Annotated in this window: 17 protein-coding genes; 11 read left to right on the forward strand and 6 right to left on the reverse strand. The window is 71.8% G+C overall.

The window, feature by feature from the left end; all coding sequences use genetic code 11:
• Window positions 1–356 (reverse strand): hypothetical protein (locus VMF51_RS03845; protein WP_325473079.1); only part of this gene is annotated, 356 nt, incomplete at its 3' end.
• Between the two features lie 244 nt (window positions 357–600).
• Here VMF51_RS03845 and VMF51_RS03850 point away from each other — a divergent pair.
• Window positions 601–1824, forward strand: a complete 1224-nt coding sequence (locus tag VMF51_RS03850) for a helix-turn-helix domain-containing protein (RefSeq protein ID WP_325473080.1) — start codon at window positions 601–603, stop codon at window positions 1822–1824.
• Window positions 1821–2825 (forward strand): HAD family hydrolase, encoded by a 1005-nt coding sequence (locus tag VMF51_RS03855; protein WP_325473081.1) that lies wholly within the window; start codon window positions 1821–1823, stop codon window positions 2823–2825. The genes VMF51_RS03850 and VMF51_RS03855 overlap by 4 nt, the downstream gene beginning before the upstream one ends.
• 10 nt (window positions 2826–2835) lie before the next feature.
• Here the strand turns inward: VMF51_RS03855 and trhA are convergent, their stop codons facing one another.
• Window positions 2836–3561 carry a PAQR family membrane homeostasis protein TrhA gene (gene trhA / locus VMF51_RS03860; RefSeq protein ID WP_325473082.1) on the reverse strand — a complete coding sequence of 242 codons (726 nt, stop codon included), beginning with the start codon at window positions 3559–3561 and terminating at the stop codon, window positions 2836–2838.
• A gap of 79 nt (window positions 3562–3640) precedes the next feature.
• Here trhA and VMF51_RS03865 point away from each other — a divergent pair, with 79 nt between their 5' ends.
• From VMF51_RS03865 to VMF51_RS03885, 5 genes are all read left to right on the forward strand, one after another.
• The gene (locus VMF51_RS03865) at window positions 3641–4414 is read left to right on the forward strand and encodes an isoprenyl transferase (protein ID WP_325473083.1); all 774 of its coding nucleotides are present in this window, start codon (window positions 3641–3643) and stop codon (window positions 4412–4414) included.
• Window positions 4415–4704: 290 nt separating this feature from the next.
• Window positions 4705–6048 carry a PhoH family protein gene (locus VMF51_RS03870; RefSeq protein ID WP_325473084.1) on the forward strand — a complete coding sequence of 448 codons (1344 nt, stop codon included), beginning with the start codon at window positions 4705–4707 and terminating at the stop codon, window positions 6046–6048.
• Window positions 6049–6227: 179 nt separating this feature from the next.
• Window positions 6228–6992, forward strand: coding sequence for a lytic transglycosylase domain-containing protein (locus VMF51_RS03875; RefSeq protein ID WP_325473085.1), 765 nt, complete (start codon window positions 6228–6230; stop codon window positions 6990–6992).
• Between the two features lie 81 nt (window positions 6993–7073).
• Window positions 7074–7298 (forward strand): ribbon-helix-helix protein, CopG family, encoded by a 225-nt coding sequence (locus VMF51_RS03880; protein ID WP_325473086.1) that lies wholly within the window; start codon window positions 7074–7076, stop codon window positions 7296–7298.
• The gene (locus tag VMF51_RS03885; protein WP_325473087.1) at window positions 7295–7459 is read left to right on the forward strand and encodes a hypothetical protein; all 165 of its coding nucleotides are present in this window, start codon (window positions 7295–7297) and stop codon (window positions 7457–7459) included. The genes VMF51_RS03880 and VMF51_RS03885 overlap by 4 nt, the downstream gene beginning before the upstream one ends.
• A 108-nt stretch (window positions 7460–7567) precedes the next feature.
• Here VMF51_RS03885 and VMF51_RS03890 read toward each other — a convergent pair whose 3' ends face one another.
• The 3 genes from VMF51_RS03890 to VMF51_RS03900 all read right to left on the reverse strand — a co-directional run bounded on the left by VMF51_RS03890 (window position 7568) and on the right by VMF51_RS03900 (window position 11312).
• The gene (locus tag VMF51_RS03890) at window positions 7568–9055 is read right to left on the reverse strand and encodes a SulP family inorganic anion transporter (RefSeq protein ID WP_325473088.1); all 1488 of its coding nucleotides are present in this window, start codon (window positions 9053–9055) and stop codon (window positions 7568–7570) included.
• Between the two features lie 194 nt (window positions 9056–9249).
• Entirely contained in the window at window positions 9250–10632 is a 1383-nt protein-coding gene (locus VMF51_RS03895) for a class II fumarate hydratase (RefSeq protein WP_325473089.1), read from the reverse strand.
• A complete protein-coding gene (locus tag VMF51_RS03900) occupies window positions 10629–11312 on the reverse strand; it encodes a hypothetical protein (RefSeq protein ID WP_325473090.1) in 684 nt (227 codons plus the stop codon). The genes VMF51_RS03895 and VMF51_RS03900 overlap by 4 nt, the downstream gene beginning before the upstream one ends.
• Before the next feature lie 128 nt (window positions 11313–11440).
• Between VMF51_RS03900 and VMF51_RS03905 the strand changes: the two genes are divergently transcribed.
• The 3 genes from VMF51_RS03905 to VMF51_RS03915 are packed head-to-tail and all read left to right on the forward strand — an operon-like array spanning window position 11441 to window position 13130.
• Window positions 11441–12124, forward strand: a complete 684-nt coding sequence (locus VMF51_RS03905; RefSeq protein ID WP_325473091.1) for a hypothetical protein — start codon at window positions 11441–11443, stop codon at window positions 12122–12124.
• Window positions 12121–12522: a phage holin family protein gene (locus tag VMF51_RS03910; protein ID WP_325473092.1), complete on the forward strand. Its 402-nt coding sequence runs from the start codon at window positions 12121–12123 to the stop codon at window positions 12520–12522. The genes VMF51_RS03905 and VMF51_RS03910 overlap by 4 nt, the downstream gene beginning before the upstream one ends.
• A complete protein-coding gene (locus VMF51_RS03915) occupies window positions 12498–13130 on the forward strand; it encodes a DUF3618 domain-containing protein (RefSeq protein WP_325473093.1) in 633 nt (210 codons plus the stop codon). Before VMF51_RS03910 ends, VMF51_RS03915 begins: the two co-directional genes overlap by 25 nt.
• Here the strand turns inward: VMF51_RS03915 and VMF51_RS03920 are convergent.
• Entirely contained in the window at window positions 13111–13398 is a 288-nt protein-coding gene (locus tag VMF51_RS03920) for a zf-TFIIB domain-containing protein (RefSeq protein ID WP_325473094.1), read from the reverse strand. The genes VMF51_RS03915 and VMF51_RS03920 overlap by 20 nt on opposite strands.
• Before the next feature lie 71 nt (window positions 13399–13469).
• Between VMF51_RS03920 and VMF51_RS03925 the strand changes: the two genes are divergently transcribed.
• Window positions 13470–13673 (forward strand): hypothetical protein, encoded by a 204-nt coding sequence (locus VMF51_RS03925; RefSeq protein ID WP_325473095.1) that lies wholly within the window; start codon window positions 13470–13472, stop codon window positions 13671–13673.
• The last annotated feature ends 141 nt before the right edge of the window (window positions 13674–13814 follow it).

A 13814-nucleotide genomic window follows, 5' to 3' on the forward strand; every position in this document is an offset into this window, starting at 1 on the left:
GTGAGGTCGTGGGTGGTGGCGAAGTCGACGAGTTGGTGCCAGGAGGCGCGGGTGGCGACGTGGAGGCTGGTGTCGAGGGTGGTCCAGTCGTGGTCGCGTTCGGCCTGGGTCCGGCCGAGGCGCCGGAACAGCTCGTCGACCCGCTCACTCGCACCGCTCGGTGCGGCGCCGTCGTCGAGGAAGTGACGCGCCGCGACGCGCGCGGCCCTCAGCAGCCGTTGATAGCGCGGTGATCCCGGGGCGGCGGCATGGGGCGGCAGTGCCGCCACGATGTCGTCGACCACCCGCTTGACCATCTCGTCCACGGCCGAGCGCAGGGCCGGGATCGACGGGTTCGGTCGCAGGTGCGGCTTCACGGCGCTGTCCGTCCTCGAAGGTAGACTCATCCAAAGATGGCCATACTAAGATGGCATTCGAGGATCGAGCTCCGCTTGCCTCCGGTCCTGGCGAACCGGGCGCAGCAGTTGTCACCCCGGTCACAACTCGGGTGACGACTCGGGAGAGATTTCGCGGAGTTGCGGACACCGAGGCCGAGGGGTGAGATTGTGACCGGTGTCTCAGTGCGCGAGCGTCCGACGGAGGCCGCCAGGGGAGGGTGCGGTGACTGACGCAGCGATGCGTGCAGATCTTTCCGACGTCTCTCGACTCGTCGTCCCCGACGTACGCCGCCGACTCCCTCGGGTCGCCCAGCTGATCACCGGTGCGATCCGCACCGCCGTCCCCGGCTACGCCCACGGCGAGCGGCGCCACCAGCTGATCTTCACCGCGGTGAACAGCGCCGTCGCCCACTTCCTGGATCGCGCCGTCGGCCTCCCGGTCTCCCCGGTGGCCGTGGACGACCTCTTCCGCAAGATGGGCTTCCGCGAGGCCGGCGTCAGCGACGACCTCTCCCACCTCGAGAGCGCGATCCGCGGAGGCGCCGGTGCCTGCTGGGCGGAGATCCGGGTAGCGGCCGCCGCGCGCAGCGTGACCACGAGCGCACTGGAGGACCTCCACGACGCCCTCGACGCGTACGCCGACCACCTGCTCGCCCAGGTCCGCCGCGGGCACGCGGCCGGTGCCGCCGCGCGCGAGCAGGATCCCGGACTCGCCCGCCGCCGGCTGGTCGACGGACTGCTGGGGGGCGCCAAGCCCGAGGCCATCACGGCGTACTCCCACGTCGCCGGCTGGTCGGTCCCGGCGCAGCTGGTGGTGATCGCCGTGGAGCTGCCCGAGGACGCGCAGTTCGACGCCGGCGCCCTGCCGCCGTCGGTCCTCCACCGTCCCGGCCCCGGCCGGGCGGCGCTGCTGACCCACGAGGACATGACCACGGAGGCGATCGCCATCGTCACGGCGCAGGTGCCCGAGGCGCGGTTCGCCGTCGGTTGGCAGGTCGACACGCGCGACCTGCCCGCGGCTTATCGCTGGACGCAGCGGGCACTGGTGCTCATGGAGAACGGCGTCCTTCCCGCGCGTCAGGTCATCGACTGTCGTGAGCACCGGACCGCGATCTGGCTGCACGGCGAGCCCACCATGCGTCGCCAGCTGGCCCAGGAGCTGCTCCAGCCGCTCTTCGAGGAGACCGCGAACTCCCGCGAGATCCTGTCCGAGACGCTGCTGGTCTGGCTGGAGACCCGTGACAGCGCCCCGGCGATCGCCGCCCGGCTCGGGGTGCACCCGCAGACGGTGCGCTACCGCTGGCGGCGGATCAACCAGCTCTTCGGGGAGTCGCTGCACGACCCGGAGTTCGTGGTCCAGCTGACCCTCGTCCTCAAGGCGAGCGTCTCCCTGTGGATCGCGGGCGACCAGAGCGACTTCGAGCGGTACCAGGAGCGGACCCAGTGACCGAGACCGCGGCCGCGCTGGCCGTCGTACTGCTGCCCGTGCTGGTCGCCTTCCTGCTGCCGCTGGCCCGGTGGTCGGTGACCCGCCGCGCGCGACAGTCCGGGATCGACTTCCGCGCGCCCGAGGCGCTGGCGGCCGCCCGGGAGGTCGACACGGTCCTCCTCGACCGCTGGGGCACCGTGACCACCGGGCAGCTGGTCGTGACCTCGGTCGACCCGCTCGTGGAGGGCGACGACCGCAGCCTGCGCTGGTTCGCCGCCGCCCTCGAGCACGCCGGCGAACACCCCGTCGCCCGGGCCATCGCGCGCCTGGCCCCGCCCGGACGCCTGACGTCGGTGACGTCCCTTCCGGGCCGCGGCATCAGCGGGTCGGTCGACCGCCACCCGGTGCGCGTAGGGACCCCCGGCTGGCTGGAGATGGAGGAGCGGCACGGCCTCGGCACCACCGTCGCCGTCGAGGTCGACCACCGCCCGTTCGGCTACATCACCGTCTCCGACAACGTCCGGCCGGATGCTGCGACCTCCGTGGGTCGGCTGCACGCGCTCGGTGTCGAGCCGGTCCTGCTCTCCGACGACAGCGCCCTCAATGCCGAGCACCTCGCTCAGGAGTGCGGCATCGAGCAGTGGCTGGTCGTCACCGACGCGGAGAAGCGCGAGCGGGTCGTGCGCGAGCGGCAGGAGGTCGGGCGGCGGGTCGCGGTCGTCGCCCCTGCCGAGGCCAACGCCGCGGCCCTGGCCGCCGCCGACCTGGCGTTCGCCGACGACCCCGCCGGGACCGCCGGCGTCCGGGTCGACGACCTCGACGTCGTCCGGATCGTCCGGGCGCTGGAGCTGGGTCGGCTCGTTCCGCGCCTCACCTGGCGGGTGTGGTGGACGGGCGGGCTGATCACGGGCGTCGGAGCCCTGATGGCGCTGCTCGGCGTGCTGTCCCCGACGCTCGCCGTCGGGTACGCCCTCCTCGGGTGTGCCGTGGTCGTCGCGACCGCGCTGCTGGCCGGCTGAGCCGCCTCGCTCAGCGGTGGGCGTACGTCGCCAGCGAGACGCCGACGTAGTGCGAGACGAACGCGAGGATCGTGAAGGAGTGGAACACCTCGTGGAAGCCGAACCACAGCGGTGACGGGTTCGGGCGCTTGAAGCCGTAGACGACGCCGCCGAACGTGTAGAGCGCGCCGCCGACCACGATCATCACGAACGCCGCGATGCCCACGCCGCCCAGGGTCCGGGCGCCGTCGAGGAAGCCGGGGATGAAGAACACCGCCGCCCAGCCCATCGCGATGTAGATGGGCGTGTAGAGCCAGCGGGGGGCGTCGGTCCAGAAGACGCGGAAGAGGACGCCCAGGATCGCCCCGGTCCACACCACGCTCAACAGCACGGTGCGTTGGGTTCCTTCGAGGAGGATCAGGCTGAACGGCGTGTAGGAGCCCGCGATCAGCACGAAGATGTTGGAGTGGTCGAAGCGGCGCAGGAACGCCCACACGCGCGGTGACCAGGTGCCGGTGTGGTAGATCGCCGACACCGTGAACAGGATCAGGGCCGAGGCGATGAAGACCGCCGAGCCGACCCGCGTGATCGTGTTGGGGGAGAGGGCGACCAGGACGACGCCGCCCGCCAGGGTCAGCGGGGCGATGATCAGGTGCAGCCAGCCGCGCAGCTTGGGCTTCAGCTCCTCCAGGGTCTCGTGCAACGACTCCCCGAGGTGCTCGATGCCCGCGCGCATCTCGCTCATCGTCTCCTTCATGGCGCCACGTTACCCGGGAGTTGGTCGCTCCAGCGCCGAACGAGGCGAACCCCACGTCCACCGCGGCTACCCTGGACCGGTGGCGGACTGGAAGCGTGCGGTCAGGCGGGTCGTGTACCCGGCGTACGAGGCACGGATGCTGCGCCGGATGCCCGACAACCTCCCGCAGCACGTCGGCGTGATGCTCGACGGCAACCGGCGCTGGGCCAAGGCGGTCGGCCGTGACACGGCTCACGGACACCGCGCCGGTGCGGCGAACATCGAGCCGCTGCTCGGCTGGTGCGACGAGGTCGGCATCGAGGTCGTCACGTTGTGGCTGCTGTCCACTGACAACCTCAACCGCCCCGAGCCCGAGCTCGCGCCGCTGCTGGAGATCATCGAGGAGGCGGTCGACTCGCTCGCCGACCAGCGGCGCTGGCGGCTGCACCCGGTCGGCGCGCTCGACCTGCTGCCGGCGAAGACGGCCGAGCGGCTCAAAGCCGCCGAGGAGGCCACCCGCGACGTCGACGGCATGCTCGTCAACATCGCCGTCGGGTACGGCGGCCGCCGGGAGATCGCCGACGCCGTACGGTCCCTGCTCAACGAGCACGCCGCCAAGGGCACGTCGCTGGAGGAGCTCGCCGGCATCATCGACGTCGAGCACATCGCCGACCACCTCTACACCAAGGGCCAGCCCGACCCCGACCTGGTGATCCGCACCTCGGGGGAGCAGCGCCTCGGCGGGTTCCTGCTCTGGCAGAGCGCCAAGTCGGAGTTCTACTTCTGCGAGGCCTACTGGCCCGACTTCCGCCGGGTCGACTTCCTGCGCGCCATCCGCGCCTACGCGCTGCGCGAGCGCCGCTTCGGCTCCTGACACCTGCTCGCGGCCCGGAGGGCGGGTGACGGACGGGTGACGTTCACGTGGCGGTTCCGGCGTGTTGCCGCGTTTCGCCCGGGCCGCGGCGTACGTTCCGAGCATCGGCGAGTGGGGAAGCTCGCCATACCGGGAGGCCCGATCGTGAGCATTCACGACTGCACCGCACGACGGTTCGTCCGTCGCGCGATGGGAGGCGGGCACTCCCGTCTTCGGTTGCCGTCCCGGTCCGCCTGCAGCATGTAGGGCCGGAGCGAGGAGTGCGCGCGTCGGCCCGTCAGGGGTGAACCGTGTCGCAGATCAAGAAGAACCAGCGTTCTGCTCCCGCTCCCGCCACCGGTGCCCGCACCTTCGTGCTGGACACCAGCGTGCTGCTCGCCGACCCCGGCGCGCTGAAGCGCTTCGCCGAGCACGAGGTGGTGCTGCCGGTCGTCGTGATCACCGAGCTGGAGGGGAAGCGTCACCACCCCGAGCTCGGCTTCTTCGCGCGAGCGGCGCTGCGGATGCTCGACGAGCTGCGGATCATCCACGGGCGGCTGGACGATCCGGTGCCGGTGGGCGAGGAGGGCGGCACGCTGCGGGTCGAGCTCAACCACACCGACCCCGCGTCCCTCCCGTCGGGCTTCCGGCTGGGCGACAACGACACCCGCATCCTCGCCGTGGCCAACAACCTCGCCGCCGAGGGCGCCGCCGTCACCCTGGTCTCCAAGGACCTGCCGCTGCGGATCAAGGCGTCGGCCGTCGGGCTGGACGCCGAGGAGTACCGCGGTGAGGCGATCAGCGAGTCGGACACCGGCTACTCCGGGATGGCCGAGCTCGAGGTGGCGGCCGCCGATCTCGACGAGCTGTACGACGACGGCGTACTCGACCTGCAGGAGGCGCGCGACCTGCCCTGCCACCAGGGGCTGGTGCTGCTCTCCGACCGGGGGACCGCGCTCGGCCGGGTCGGCGCCGACAAGCAGGTGCACCTGGTGCGCGGCGACCGGGAGGCCTTCGGGCTGCACGGTCGCTCCGCGGAGCAGCGGATCGCCCTGGAGATGCTCCTCGACCCCGAGGTGGGGATCGTGTCGCTCGGCGGGCGGGCCGGGACGGGCAAGTCCGCGCTGGCGCTGTGCGCCGGCCTGGAGGCGGTGATGGAGCGTCGTCAGCACCAGAAGGTCGTCGTCTTCCGCCCGCTGTTCGCGGTCGGCGGCCAGGAGCTGGGCTACCTGCCCGGGTCGGAGACGGAGAAGATGTCGCCCTGGGGCCAGGCCGTCTTCGACACCCTCGGGGCGATCACCTCGCGTGACGTGATCGACGAGATCCTGGACCGCGGGATGCTCGAGGTGCTGCCGCTGACGCACATCCGCGGCCGCTCCCTTCACGACGCCTTCGTCATCGTCGACGAGGCCCAGTCGCTGGAGCGCAACGTGCTGCTCACGGTGCTCTCGCGGATCGGGGCCAACTCCAAGGTGGTGCTCACCCACGACGTCGCCCAGCGCGACAACCTGCGGGTGGGGCGCCACGACGGGGTCGTCGCGGTCATCGACAAGCTGAAGGGACACCCGCTCTTCGCCCACGTGACGCTGACGAGGTCCGAGCGCTCGCCGGTCGCGGCGCTGGTCACCGAGCTGCTGGAGAACGTCACGCTGTGAGCCCGGTCCCCTGAACCAGGGGCCGAAGTGCCTCGTGTGTCTGCTGTGACTCATGAGGCGCTTCGGCCCTTGTTTCGTTTCAAATAATGACCCGGCCACCGGGTGTCCGGTTTGCCCACGTCGTGCTCGTCGGGCAGGGTGGCCGGGACCCACGCCCCCTACCCGTGAGCCAATTCTCTGTGTCGAAGCACGTGAAGCACGTCCCGAAGCACCGCGGTGCCCCGAGTCGACCCGTGACGGTGGAGGCGCCCAAGAAGGCGATCCGCACGACCCTGGTGATGTCGACCCTGGCGGTCGCCGCGACCGGAGCGACCGTCTCGGCGGGCCTGCTCGGTACGTCGCCGGTCAACGTCACCACGGCTGCCGCCGACCTGGGGTCGGCTGCGGACCGGGCGGTCTCCGACCTGGGTGCCGGCACCGCCGCGGCAGCCGACACCGGCGCCGCGACGTCGGGTGCCGCCGAGTCCGACGCCGACGATGCCGAGCCCGCCGACGCTGCCGAGCCCGCCGGCGCCGCCGAGGCGCCTGCGCGCACGCAGGTGATCTCGCGCTCGGACCGCCGTGAGGCGTCCGACCCGGCCAAGGTCGCCGCGCTCTCGCAGGACGAGGGCGGCGCGATGAGCGCCACCGAGTCGCTCTCGGACAAGGACCCCCGCGACATCGCCCGCGCGCTGCTGGGTGAGTTCGGCTTCTCCTCCGACCAGTTCGGCTGCCTCGACTCGCTGTGGACCCGCGAGTCCAACTGGACCTGGAACGCCGACAACCCGAGCTCCTCGGCGTACGGCATCCCGCAGGCGCTGCCCGGCTCGAAGATGTCGAGCGCCGGCGCGGACTGGGAGACCAACCCGGCGACCCAGATCAAGTGGGGCCTCGGCTACATCCAGGACCGGTACGGCTCTCCGTGCGGCGCCTGGGGGCACAGCCAGTCCAACGGCTGGTACTAGCGTCGCCCGCACCTCGGGCGGCCTCCCCACCTCCGGCGCGGCGCTATCATCGCGATTGCGCAGCAGTGGGAGGTTGAGCCGATGAGCGACGTACTCATTCGAGACGTGCCGGACGAGGATCTGGAGCGCATCGACGCCGAGGCGGCCCGTCTCGGCCTGTCCCGCTCCGCCTACCTACGCCGCGAGATGCACCGCATCGCGCGGCATCGCACCGTCCCTGCCGCCACGCTCGACGACCTGAGCCGTTCCCGCGCCGCGATGGCGGATCTCGGCGACGAGGAGGTCACCCGTCAGGCCTGGTCGTGAGCGACTGTTGGCTCATCGACAAGTCGGCGTACGCGCGCCTCGAGCGCTCGCCCGATGCTGCGCTCTGGCTGGACCGGATCAACCGCGGCCTGGTGTACGTCTTCGGCCTCACGCTGTTGGAGATGGGGGTCTCGGCCAGGAACGCCGGCCCGCGGAGCTGATGGATCTCTGCGTGCTTCACCTCGACAAGGACTTCGACCTGATCGCCGAGATCACGGGGCAGCGGGTCGAGCGACTGCGCGGGGAGTTCTGACCCTTGCCCGTTGCGGTCAGCCCAGCTTGCCGCTCAACCGCTCGTGCATGGCGGCGCTGGCGGCATTGAGCCCGACGATCTCGAGGGCGGTGCCGCGGGCGGCGTACTTGGTCTCGACGGCGTCGAGGGCGGCGACGGTCGAGGCGTCCCACACGTGGGAGTCGCTGAGGTCGATGACCACGCGCGGCGGGTCCTCGGCGTACGCGAACTGCGTGTAGAGGTCGTTGCTGGAGGCGAAGAACAGCTCGCCGGTGACGTGGTACGTCGCGGTGCGGCCGTCCGGTGACAGCTCGCGGTTGACCTCGGCCAGGTGGGCGACCCGGCGGGCGAAGAGCGTCGTCGCGACCAGGACGCCGGCGATCACGCCGATGGCGAGGTTCTCGGTCGCCACGACGACGGCGACCGTCACCACCATCACCGCGGTCTCGCTGAGCGGCATCCGGCGCAGGGTCGCGGGGCGCACGCTGTGCCAGTCGAAGGTCGTCACGGCGACCACGACCATCACGCAGGCCAGCGCCACCATGGGGATCCGGCCCACCGTCTCGCCGAGCCCGACGACGAGGATCAGCAGCCAGACGCCCGTCATGAACGCCGAGACGCGGGTGCGCGCGCCGGCCTCTTTCACGTTGACCATCGTCTGGCCGATCATCGCGCAGCCGCCCATGCCGCCGAAGAAGCCGGTCACCAGGTTGGCGCCGGCCTGGCCGAGCGCCTCGCGGGTCTTGCTGGAGCGCGTGTCGGTGAGGTCGTCGACGAGCTTGGCGGTCATCAGCGACTCCATCAGGCCGACCAGCGCCATCGCGAGGGCGTACGGCGCGATGATGCCCAGCGTCTCGCCGGTCAGCGGGACGTCCGGCCAGACCAGGCCGGGGAGGCTGGTGGGCAGCTCGCCCTCCCCGGACAGCAGGGGTACGTCGAGGCTCCCGGCCGCGACCAGCACCGCCAACAGGACCACCGCGACGAGCGGTGCGGGCACCGCGCGGGTGAACCGGGGGAGCAGCACCAGCACCAGGATCGCCAGCACGGCGAGGGCGTAGACCGTACCGCCGTCACCGACGAGGTAGGGGACCTGGGCCGCGAAGATCAGGATGCAGAGCGCGTTGACGAAGCCGACCATGACCGAGCGGGGGATGAACCGCATCAGCCGGCCGAGGCCCGCCAGCCCCAGCGCGACCTGCATCAGACCGGCGAGGAGCACGGCGGCGACGAGGTACTCCATGCCGTGGGAGGCGACCAGCGGCGCGATGACCAGCGCGGTCGCGCCCGCGGCGCCGGACACCATCGCGGGCCGCCCGCCCAGCACCGCCGCGCTGACGGCCATCGTGAAGCTGGTGAACAGACCGACCCGCGGATCCACCCCGGCCAGCACCGAGAAGGACAGCGCCTCCGGGATCATCGCCAGCGCGACGACCAGCCCCGCCACTACCTCGGTCCGCAGCAGCCGCGGGCTGCGGAGCACCGTCGCGACGGTGGGACTGGCGTGGGTGCTCCTGCGGTCGTTCACCGGCAAAGGCTAGGAGCCCGACCCCTTCCCGCGTGAACCGGCGTGGCCGACCCGTCACTTTCTCGGGGCTTTTCGCGGTGTGTCGCGGCAAGATCGACGGGTCGGCGTACGGCGTCGGCGGCCGGGCGCTCCGCCGACCCGTCAGTCCTTCGTCGACACGCCGCGAAAACTGCCGAGAAAGTGACGGGTCGCGCTCACGGGTGGGTCATCGACTCGACGTCGAGGGCGGCGTCGAGTTCGGCGAGGGTCAGCTCGCCGCGGTCGACGTAGCCGAGGGCAAGGACGGTCTCGCGGATGGTGGCGCCGTCGGCGAGGGCCTTCTTGGCGACCTTGGCGGCGGCCTCGTAGCCGATGTGCTTGTTGAGCGGCGTGACGACGGAGGGGGAGGACTCGGCGTACTGGCGCATCCGCTCGGGGTTGGCGGTGATGCCGTCGACGCAGCGCTCGGCGAGCACGCGCGAGGCCGCCGCGAGCAGGCGGGTCGACTCCAAGACGTTGCGGGCCATGACGGGCATCGCGACGTTGAGCTCGAAGCTGCCGCTCGCGCCGGCCGCGGTCACGGCCGCGTCGTTGCCGATGACCTGGAAGCAGACCATCAGGGTCGCCTCGGGCAGGACCGGGTTCACCTTGCCGGGCATGATGCTCGACCCCGGCTGCAGGTCGGGGAGGTGGATCTCGGACAGCCCGGTCGTCGGGCCGGAGGACATCCAGCGCAGGTCGTTGCAGACCTTGGTCAGGCCGACGGCGTACGTCCGGAGCACTCCGCTGAGCTCGACCAGCGAGTCGCGGGTGCCCTGAGCCTCGAAGTGGTTGCGGGCCTCGGTGAAGTCCTGGCCCGTCAGCTCGCTGAGCACCTCGATGGCGCGCGCGGCGAAGCCCGCCGGGGTGTTGATCCCGGTCCCGACGGCGGTGCCGCCGAGGGGCAGCTCGCGGACCCGGGGGAGCACCGACTCCAGGCGCTCGGCGGCGTAGCGCACCGTGGCGGCGTACCCCGAGAACTCCTGGCCGAGCATCACCGGCGTCGCGTCCATCAGGTGTGTGCGACCGGACTTCACGAGCCCGGCGAACTCCGAGGCCTTGGCCTCCAGCGACGTCGCGAGTACGTCGAGCGCCGGGAGCAGGTCGTCCACGACGGCGAGCGTCGCGGCGACGTGGACCGCCGTCGGGAAGGTGTCGTTGCTCGACTGGCTGGCGTTGACGTGGTCGTTGGGGTGCACCTCGGTACCGGCCCGGGCCGCGAGGCTCGCGAGGACCTCGTTGGTGTTCATGTTGGAGCTGGTGCCCGAGCCGGTCTGGAAGACGTCGATCGGGAACTGGGCGTCGTGCTCCCCGGCGGCCACCTCTGCGGCGGCGGCCCGGATCGCCTCGGCCTGCTCCGCGCCGAGGACGCCGAGTTCCTGGTTGGCCTGCGCGGCGGCCTGCTTCACCGTGCCGAGCGCCTGGATCAGGCGCGGTTCGATGGGGGTGCCGCTGATCGGGAAGTTCTCGACCGCCCGCTGGGTCTGGGCCCGCCACAGGGCGTCACGGGGGACGAGGACCTCGCCCATGGAGTCGTGCTCGGTCCTGAACTCAGTCATGCCCTGGACGTTACCCGCGCGACGTAGAGCCAGTAGTGCTCGTCGCGGTCCTGCAACCGGACCTCGTGGGGCAGCGCCTCGGCCGCGCCGAAGACGCGCGTCAGCGACTCCCCGAGGTCGGGTGCCTCGGCCGCCGACCACACGACGATCGCGCCGCCCGGCCGCAGCACCGCGCGCACCGTCCGCAGGAACTCGTCCTGGTAGAGCCGCGCGTTGACGTCGTGGACCAGGTAGCCCGGGCCGTTGTCGACGTCCAGCAGCACCAGGTCGTACGACGCCGGCCGCGCCTCGGCCATCGCCAGGGCGATGTCCGCGACCACCACCGTGGCCCGCTCGTCGGCGAGCATGGCCGGCCCGTGCGGGACGGTGCCGTCGCGCATCCAGCCGACCAGCACCTCCTCGATCTCGACGACCGCACACCGCTCGACGCGACGGTCGGCGAGCACCTCGTGCATGGTGAAGCCCAGCCCGAGGCCCCCGACCACGACGGCCCGGGGATCGTCGACCAACGCCAGGGCGGCACTGGCCAGGGCCTGCTCGGTGCTCGTCTCGAGGGTGTCCATCACGAACACCCCGTTGGCACGCAGCTCCAGCACCGCCGGCGCGCCCTCCTCGCGGCGCTCCCGCAGGACCAGCTCCCCGCGCTCGGACTCGGCCCGCGCGACCTCGACGTACTCCACCGGGACAGCGTGCCAAGCCCGTGCTCGCGCCGGACCCTGGGGGTCCCAGGGGTCCCCCTGAAGGGTGAGCGTGGCGCGAAATGTCCCGGATACCGGACACCGACATCCGCTCATCCACGGAGGAATCGATGACGACCGAGCAGTCCGCCCGGGAACGGGCGCAGGAGACGGCAGGAACCGCGGCCGACGAGGGCAAGCACGTCGCCGGCACGGCCAAGGAGGAGGTGCAGCGCGTCGCCTCCGAGGCGACGACCCAGGCCAGGAGCGTCATGAACGACGCCCTCGGCCAGGTCACCGAGCAGTCCGCGACCCAGAAGGACCGGCTCGCCAGCACGTTGCGCACGCTCGGTGACGACCTCGACTCGATGGCAGGTCAGGGCGCTCCCGGACTCGCGTCCGACCTGGCCCGGCAGGTGTCCGGCCACGCGCGGACCCTGGGCTCGCACCTGGAGATCCGCGATCCGCGAGAGCTGCTCGACGACGTACGCCGCTTCGCGCGGCGCAGGCCGGGCACCTTCCTGCTCGGCGCGCTCGCCGCGGGCGTGGTGGTAGGCCGGTTGGCCCGGGGAACCGCCGACGGGATCGCCGCCGCTGAGGCCACCGGTCCGACGTCGGGGACCCCGGCCCCGGCCCCGCCCATCCCCCCGTCGCCGGTCGAGCCCACGCTCGAGCCGCCGTACAGCATGGACCCGTCCGTGCCCCAGGGGCGGCCCGTCACGGATCCGCCGCAGGTGCCGGCCACGCCGCCGATGAGCACGCCCGTCGCGGGGTACGGCGAGCGCGGCGTCGGCGGAGACGGAGCGCCACGATGACCGAGCCGGGACGCCCCGGCGACGACCGGTCGCTCGGCGAGATCGTCAGTGACGTCGCGTCCGACCTGTCGACGCTCATCAAGCAGGAGATGGACCTCGCGAAGGTCGAGATGAAGGAGGAGGTCTCGAAGGCGGGCAAGGGCGCCGGACTGCTCGGCGGCGCCGGGCTGGCGGCGCACATGATGCTGCTCTTCCTCACGCTGACCGTCGTCTTCGCGCTGGACGAGGCGATGCCGGTGTGGGCCGCGGCCCTGATCGTCACCGTCGTCTGGGCGGTGGTCGCCGGGGCGCTCGCCGCCACCGGGCGTACCGCACTGAAGAAGAGCAACCCGCAGCTGCCGAAGACGCAGCAGACCCTGAAGGAGGACGCAGCATGGGCGAGAGCACAGAAGAGCTGAGCACCGAGATCGCCGGCACGCGGCAGCGGATGGCGTCGGACCTCGACGCGCTGCAGGACCGGGTCAGCCCGAGCGCGATCATGGACCGGCGCAAGGAGGCGGCCCGCAGCCGGGTGCTGGGGGTACGCGACAAGATCATGGGCACGGCGTCCGACGTACGCAGCGGCGCGGGCTCGGCCGGCTCCGGCGCCACCGACACCCTGCAGGGGGCAGCCCAGGGAGCGGCGCACGGCGTGCAGGGCCAGGTGCAGGGAAGCCCGCTCGCAGCCGGCCTGGTCGCCTTCGGAGCCGGCGTGGTCATCGCGGGCCTGATCCCGGCCACGGCCAAGGAGGCACAGCTCGCCTCGACCCTGGCCGCCACCGCCCAGGAGAAGGGAGGCCCGCTGGTCGAGCAGGCGAAGTCGCTCGGTCAGGAGATGGGCCAGGACCTCAAGGACCGCGCCGCGGGCGCGGCCCAGGAGGTCAAGGACACGGCGACCGAGTCCGTCGGACGCGTCAAGGACGAGGGTCAGACGGCGGCCGAGAACGTCCGCTCGGGAGGCTCGGCCGAACGGCTGAGACCCCGAACCCACCGCCCGGAGGGCTGGCTCAGTCGAAGATCTCGCTGAGCCAGCTCTCCTTGCGCTTCTTCTTGTAGTAGCCCTGCTGCTGCGGCGGGTAGCGCCGGTCGTCCCGGTCGTAGCGCTCGTACGACGGCGGCGGCGGAGCGGCCTGCGGCGGCGGGGCGGCCGCAGGCTGCTGGCCGAGCGAGCGGTCGATGATCTTGTCCAGCTCACCCCGGTCCAGCCACACCCCCCGGCAGGTCGGGCAGTAGTCGATCTCGATCCCGCTGCGCTCGCTCATCACCAGCGTGGTCTCGTCGGTCGGGCACTTCATGCGGTGGTCCTCCTCGCGGTTCATTCGCTCCAACGACCGCGTCCGGTCAGTGGTTCCGGGTACCGGACGGAATGACCGAGAACCGCGAGAACCAGCAGGACGACTCCGAGGGCCAGGTGTCCGAGGTGGCGTCGATGGACCCGGCCGCGTCCGAGACCCCCATCTCCGACGACCAGGGGGTCGCCGGGAACCCGGAGGCCGACGACTCGATGGCGGGCGACGAGGCCGGCCCCAACGCCAAGCCGAAGGCCAACGTGGAGTCCAACCGCAGCTAGCCCGAAATCGCCGAGTCGGGCTCTTGTGCTGAATGTGTGGGTCAGGCTCGGCCTGGGAGGGCGGGGGTGTGGCCGCTGAGGGTCAGCATGAGGAGGCTGATGAGGGCGTCGGGGTCTTTGATGCCGAAGGCGATGCGGTTG

It is taken from the genome of Nocardioides sp., from assembly GCF_035503875.1.
In the GTDB taxonomy this organism is placed as follows: Bacteria; Actinomycetota; Actinomycetes; order Propionibacteriales; family Nocardioidaceae; genus Nocardioides.